The 6,153-nt window shown below is 64.2% G+C and carries 6 protein-coding genes; 1 reads left to right on the top strand and 5 read right to left on the bottom strand.

All coding sequences use genetic code 11. The features are described from left to right. Positions 1-559 precede the first annotated feature (559 nt). The 3 genes from CKO28_RS26405 to CKO28_RS26415 form a co-directional block, all read right to left on the bottom strand. A complete protein-coding gene (locus tag CKO28_RS26405; RefSeq protein ID WP_200344260.1) occupies positions 560-1,990 on the bottom strand; it encodes an AAA family ATPase in 1,431 nt (476 codons plus the stop codon). A gap of 114 nt (positions 1,991-2,104) precedes the next feature. Then, entirely contained in the window at positions 2,105-2,893 is a 789-nt protein-coding gene (locus CKO28_RS26410; RefSeq protein WP_200344262.1) for a hypothetical protein, read from the bottom strand. A gap of 73 nt (positions 2,894-2,966) precedes the next feature. Then, complete coding sequence (locus CKO28_RS26415; RefSeq protein WP_200344264.1) at positions 2,967-3,620, bottom strand: hypothetical protein; 654 nt, start codon at positions 3,618-3,620, stop codon at positions 2,967-2,969. Positions 3,621-4,165: 545 nt separating this feature from the next. Between CKO28_RS26415 and CKO28_RS26425 the strand changes: the two genes are divergently transcribed. Next, entirely contained in the window at positions 4,166-4,405 is a 240-nt protein-coding gene (locus CKO28_RS26425) for a helix-turn-helix domain-containing protein (RefSeq protein ID WP_207168945.1), read from the top strand. Positions 4,406-4,626: 221 nt separating this feature from the next. Here the strand turns inward: CKO28_RS26425 and CKO28_RS26430 are convergent, their stop codons facing one another. Together CKO28_RS26430 and CKO28_RS26435 are read right to left on the bottom strand one after the other, a co-directional pair. After that, complete coding sequence (locus CKO28_RS26430; protein ID WP_200344268.1) at positions 4,627-5,343, bottom strand: hypothetical protein; 717 nt, start codon at positions 5,341-5,343, stop codon at positions 4,627-4,629. Positions 5,344-5,515: 172 nt separating this feature from the next. Further along, complete coding sequence (locus CKO28_RS26435; protein WP_200344270.1) at positions 5,516-6,097, bottom strand: hypothetical protein; 582 nt, start codon at positions 6,095-6,097, stop codon at positions 5,516-5,518. Between the last annotated feature and the right edge of the window lie 56 nt (positions 6,098-6,153).

Genomic DNA, 6,153 nt, shown 5'->3' on the forward strand with positions numbered 1-6,153 from the left:
CGACACCCCGAAGCAGCATCGGGCCAAAGTCCGAGGACATGGCCCCGCCGTTGAACTCGGCCCGGACCGTGCAGCCCTTGACGGGATGAAATCGCAGCTGTTCTTGGTTACCCTCTGCCATGGGCGGACCTCCACGCTGATTTCGTGTATTGCCTCAGCGCCCATAACCCGCACGAATCCGCGGGTTCAAGGGAGGTCCGCCCTGCCTCCGTGCAAAATGGGGGTTACGCCGGCTCATGAAGAAAACTGAACAGCCCTGGGATGCTCCCTATAGCGACCGACGAGCCGTACCTCGATATCATGTGCACGCGGCCCACGGCGACGAACCGAGCGCCTCGCCCAAGGGGTCGCGACGTCGCGCGCGGCGTTCGTGGCAAAGTCCCTATTTGGTGCGAGTCCGAAGTCCGCGAAACCTTGAAGACGGCTCTGACGGGCGTATGCGGGCGGATTTGCCCGTGCACTTGGCCCGGCGCCGGCAGTTGGTTCAGGTCACCGTGACGCATGGTGGCCAACCCCGTGGCCGCGACACGCTTCATCCCATGCGCGGCCGCATCGGCGCTCACGCGTCGACTGGGCGCGGGCAACGCCTAACGGCGACCGCCACAGCCCGTCGGTAAGCGCGCGCGATGCGGCGTACGTCGCCGAACCGGTCGAGGTCTGCGCGCAGCGCCGCGACCGTCACCGCGTCGAGCGCCGGGAGCGTCTCCGGGCGCGTCCCGAGCTCGGCGGCCGTATCGGCTGCGATCTGCGCGAGGATCACCTCCAGGTGCGAGCCATCCGGCGCCGGCGCGTCGATCACCGTCAACCGCGACTTCAACATCGCGGGCAGACGGTCCAAATCGTTGGCGGTCGCGATCCAATTGACCGCGCTCAGGTCGAGCTCGACGTTCAAACATTCATCGTAGTATCTCCGGGCTGAAACCGGCTCAATCATCGCCAGGAGCGCATCCTCGACCCGACCGGAGCGATCGGAGCCGCCACTTTTGTCCAGCTCGTCGAGGACCACGACCGGGTTCGCGTACCCGTGACGCCGGATCGACACCAGGGCACCGACTGGCTGCGCGCTTGCCCAGCCACGAGCGGTCCCCAACAGATGGCGCGCATCCGAGCTTCCCCCCAAGCTCAACAAATCCACGCCGACGCCGGCGAGCTCCGCCAGTCGGCGGGCCAGTGCGGTCTTGCCGCAGCCGGGTGGGCCAACCAGGACTACAGGGTCGAGGCTAAGCCAGCCCGCGCCAGCGTACTGCCGCAACGCCAGCACGTCGCGCAGGTGCGCCGTGAAGCCGCTCAGCCAGGGGAACGCGGTCTCCAGCTGATCGGCAAGATACGGGAGCATGGCGGGGTTCCCGGCGAGCGGCAAGGGGCCGAGGAGCTGCTCGTATTCCTCGATCAGCCGCCGGTCGTCCAGCCTGCGCGGGCCGGGGATCGCCTCGCCCCGGATTACGCGCATGGTTGGCCGGTCTTGCGGCGGATCGTCAGGCTCTTGCGCGGCCCCATCCTCGGCCACCTCGCCCGGGCCCCGGCCGACCTCCGCCGCGCGCAGGTCGTCCTGATAGGTGCGCACGATCGAGGGCAACCGCGGTCTGTGGCACCTGGCAATCGCCAGGTGTCGGAGCGCGGCGACCCGATCGCCGGCATCCCTGTCGCCGCGGACCTGCAGACGCTCCACGTCCTGGGCGTGCAGGTCGACGAGCACGCGGCACGCGTCGCGGGCGCGGTCCTGCAGCGTTCCCGGGCCGCGCGCGCACAGCAGCAGCCAGCTCCCGATCACATCCCGGCACAGCTCCGTCTGCGGGTTTTCGCGCAACAGCAGCAGGGCGGTTTTGAACGCGCACTCGCCCGACTCGCCGGCGGCTTCCCGGACCAATCGGGCCAGCCCGGGATTGGTCTCGGTGGGGGTCACGGCGATCAACTGGCGATGCAGGCTATCGAGATCGTTCCAGGTCAGGGCGCGCGGTTTGCGCCGGCGCCACCATCGCAGTTCATCCATGATATCGTCACTTCGCTTCGCGTCGACGGCGTCAGGCGGTTCGTTACGGGCGGACCGGTCCGGGACAGCCACCGCGCGCCCGGGTTGGTCCGGGCGCGCGGTGGCCGTGGAACGTCAGGCCGGCCGGAGATCTGCGAACCGTTGTTCGACCACCGCGACGATCGCCTGCGCCGCAACCTCGGCAGGCGTTGGCGCCGCCCGACCCGCGGGGATCGGTACCGGCAGCGCGGCGGCGTGCGGCAACTCCACGGCGACCTGCAGGCATGCCCGGGCGGACAGCGGCGTCAGGGCCGCGCGCGTTACCGCCCGGACATCGACGTCGTCGTCAAGGCGGAGTTGAGCCGTCACCGCGTGATTGACGGCCTCCACCAACGGTCGCACCGATTCCGAAAGGTTCCGTGGATCCACCGGCACGGGCGCCGTCGCGGCCTGCTGGGCGGGCGCGTCGACGCGTCCGTCAGCGATCCCCGCCAGCAGGTCGCCCGACGGCAGCGGGTCATCACCGACCGGCCGCCGACCGCCCGTGCTCGGGCGGCGCTGAGGCGTCCGGCGATCCATCACGCGACGCGCGTTTTCCGTGTCAAGGTCGTAAATCGCGGCATGCAAAGCCGCGCCCGCCCGGAGCAGGTGCCGACGGCTTTCCTCGGACAGGCCGTGTGCCGGCAGGTCGACGTGGCTCAGCCGCGCCTGGATCTGGAGCGGGGGTCCTTGGACAAGGGCGCCCGTCTCCGCGCCCAGGATATCCAGGAGCTTGCGTGCGTAGAACGTGACCTGGCGGCACGCGTCCGAGGTCATGTCCGAACGAACCTCGGACAGCCAGCGGCGCACATGGGCGTTTTCACCCGTTGCTCGGAACTCCGCGGCGTTGTTACTGGTCACGTTAAGGGGACCGACGTTCGACATTGCTGTCTCCTTTCCTGTCTCCGGTTCCCGTTTGTGGTTTCCTGCTTGACCGGGGCCCTGACGGCGGCACCCGTCAGGTTACCCCGGTTACACCCGGGATCGCGCGATCCAGGCGTGTCCGGAAATATTTCAGGTGTTCTTCGACGTGTTTTCGAACCGGCCAGCCGTAGTATTCGTCGAGTTCGGAAGCACGAAGCGTCCGGTCTTCAGGCATACCCGTTTTACCGTACCAAGAGATTGTCAGGCACCGGCAACCGGACGCGATTTGCCGGAACTGCTTGCGTGCATAAGACCGACCGACGAGCTCGAGAACAGCATCGTCTTTCAGCCTGGCGCGCTGGTGGTCGGCCCCGATCTGATGGCGCCCGCGCTTACATTCGACGAACTGGACAAGGCCGGTTCGGGCATCGATGCAAACGAAATCGAGCTGCCGCTTGGCGCCTTCTTCCGTGTACTCGAACGCGGTATCCGTAACGCCTTGTTCGACCGCTTCAACGGCGTGCTGAGGCAGCGTCACCCGCGGTTGGGCGACGACGTTCAGGTGCGGTGCGCTCGACAGGACCGCCGGAATAACCTGGGCGAGCACGTTACCCTCGGCCGCCTGGATGCCCCGAACAACGCTGGCCACCTGCCGCGCCCACGGCGCGATCGCCGGGTCCGGGTTCGGTTGTGCTCGCGCGAGGTCGGTTACTTTCCGGTCGATCGAGGCTTTGACGTCAGCAAGCATGCGGCCTCCTTCGACACGAATGTCGGATTCTCGGATCACGGGGCTCTTGCAATCTCAGAACGCGGTAGCGTTGTCCGCGGGTGAGGACTGTTGCCGGCAGACGACGCGTAGCTGGCGGGGGCCAGTACGCCGCACCTCCACCTCGGCCGTCGCCGCCCGGTCGCGCTCAAAAAACGACATCACTTCTAGGATCGCGGTTTCACGATCAGTCGCAGCTCGGTCAGCCACGTCGACCTTAGTGGAGTTCCTATGCTGCTTGCTCGAGGCTGCGCGTGCCGCGTCGTAAAGGGTCTCACGGTAGCTCGCACCGAGAGCCGCCAAGATATCGTCAAGGGTATTTGCGCGCGAGAGACGGCTCGTGAGCTCGGTATCCGTCTGAAACTCAGCTTGAAGCTTCGACTTGAGACCGCGATAAGCTGTCAACCTTCAAACCTCCTTTCCTAGCCTTCAAAAAGGTGCTAAGCGGCGGGGGCTTGATGTCCTGCCACTTAGGGATTTTTGCTCATTATGTGCACTGATGCACAATATGTCAATAGGGGTGAAACTTGCGCCCGGAACAGTGTCGCGCAGCCCGCGCCATACTCGGGTGGTCACAATCTGATCTTGCAGAGGCGTCGCTGGTTGGCAGACGGACGCTTGCAAATTTCGAAAACGGGACGAGTGCGCTCAACGAACGCACAAAGCGCGACATCCAACTTGCCCTAGAAAGAGCCGGAATCGTTTTCATCGACCCCAACGGCGGCGGCCCAGGCGTGCGCCTGCGCGACAACACAGGCGACTCGTAATCTCAGCCGGCGTACACGCTTGAAGACCCCGGAGAATACGCATCACACCGGCCTCACTTCACATTCCCGTCGTCTGAATTTATCGTTCGGATCGTCTAAGTCTCGTCCGACAACGCCGACACGCTTGCATCTCAAGCAATTCACATTGAGAACCACACAAACTTGGGGTTCAACCCAAATGACTAATCAAAATTATCGAGACATCTCGATCACGAAAGCTTCTAGGGCGACTTTATTTTCTCCAAGAACCTCCTGCCTAGCGTTCGATAGAGCTCTGGATCTCTAACAAGCTCGATAAAGTTATCAGCTTTCTTGTCGCTGCGGATGCTGTGAGCTTGAGCCCGCAGCCTGTTCCGCAGAGAAGCGGTGTTCCGTCCTACAGCGACCGGCTCGGCAGAAGTCGGTATCAGCGGCTGGAGCTGGTCAGTCGCGACCTCCCACCATCGCACCACTGGCGCCCGAGCATCGGCTTCTTGGGCTTGTTCTGCGAACTGGTCCGTATCCGGCAGAAGGTCCGTGAGATAACCACCGTGCGCGATTTGTCTCAGGGCTAGTGGTGAACCGCAACCCGGCACATGTCGGATCCGATAAGCTGTACGGCCGGTGCGGCTATCACGCATGGCGCGACGTACGTTATCGCTTCCCAGGCGCCGGACATCGTTGATGACGATGACGGGCGGCTCTGTCGGGCCAAGGTGGAACTGCACCGTCTCGGCGAGCTGGAAGGCACGGCGTATATCGGGCGCACTCGGCGACACGATGATCCCGACTCGCACGCGAAAAGCCTCTTCGAGCATCCAGTTTCGACTGATCGTGTTCCGAAGCCAGTCGCAGAACCGGGTCACGCCCCACGGCCTGACAGCTGTTATGGTTGACCGTGCCTGCCAAACGTCGAACAGGCCATCGAACTCATTTTTACCATTTCGCCCGTCCAGCACATAGGGTCCCGCCACGCCCGAGCCCACGGCAGGCGGAGGCGGCCACCCAGTGTTCTGGACAATATACGTCTCCTTCACCCCACTTAGGCGCTGGCAAATCCGGACGACCTCCCCTAGGCCGCTGCCTTCGGTAACCGCCAGAAGGATCGTGACTTGCGGACAGCTCAACGGTTCACTCCGGAAGGTAGGGTGTCAGCTGGTCCCGCACCTGGTCTGTCCAGCGCTTTTGCAGAGCCCAATCTCGGTTCCGTCCCGGCTTATTCAGCCCCAGCTCGTCTGCGTATTGCTCGAAATTTTGCAGCGCTGCCACAGGGGACGCGTCACGACTCGCTGCGACTTTTGCGACCTTCGATCGACAATGCGGCAGCTCAACGATGTCCGCCCTTTCCAGCTTCTGCTCAGTTTCGAGCCGTTCCCAAACTTTGAGATCGTGGAACATACCGAAGCCGCTTCCGTCCGCATCGTTCAGAACGAACACGTACGCCGCGTTATCACCTAACAGTTCACGAACACCCTCGTAGCCGTTCAAAGCATCCGTCAGGGCGTTCGGATCCGGCGATGCGACGAACGCGAACAGCGGCGCGATGTTGTCGTCCTGGATCGCCTGCGGAAGGCAGGACTCCCTGGCCCAGGCCAGGAAACCGTCCATCACATTCGCGCCGACGTCGACAACCGCCGGCCCAATGCGCATTTCGGCGAATTCGCCCGGGTGTTTCGGCTGAAACCGCCCACCCGGTTCGGTGAATCCGCCCACCCTGTGCGGGTCGCATGAGAGGTCGGGGCGCGGGCCTTCTCGTTACAGCTTACGGG

Origin of the sequence: Rhodovibrio sodomensis (assembly GCF_016583645.1) — a bacterium.
GTDB lineage: Bacteria > Pseudomonadota > Alphaproteobacteria > Kiloniellales > Rhodovibrionaceae > Rhodovibrio > Rhodovibrio sodomensis.

Coding starts and splice junctions, on each gene's coding strand:
- CKO28_RS26405 (WP_200344260.1), bottom strand. CDS start 1,990: ATGGATGAACTGCGATGGTGGCGCCGGCGCAAACCGCGCGCCCTGACC.
- CKO28_RS26410 (WP_200344262.1), bottom strand. CDS start 2,893: ATGTCGAACGTCGGTCCCCTTAACGTGACCAGTAACAACGCCGCGGAG.
- CKO28_RS26415 (WP_200344264.1), bottom strand. CDS start 3,620: ATGCTTGCTGACGTCAAAGCCTCGATCGACCGGAAAGTAACCGACCTC.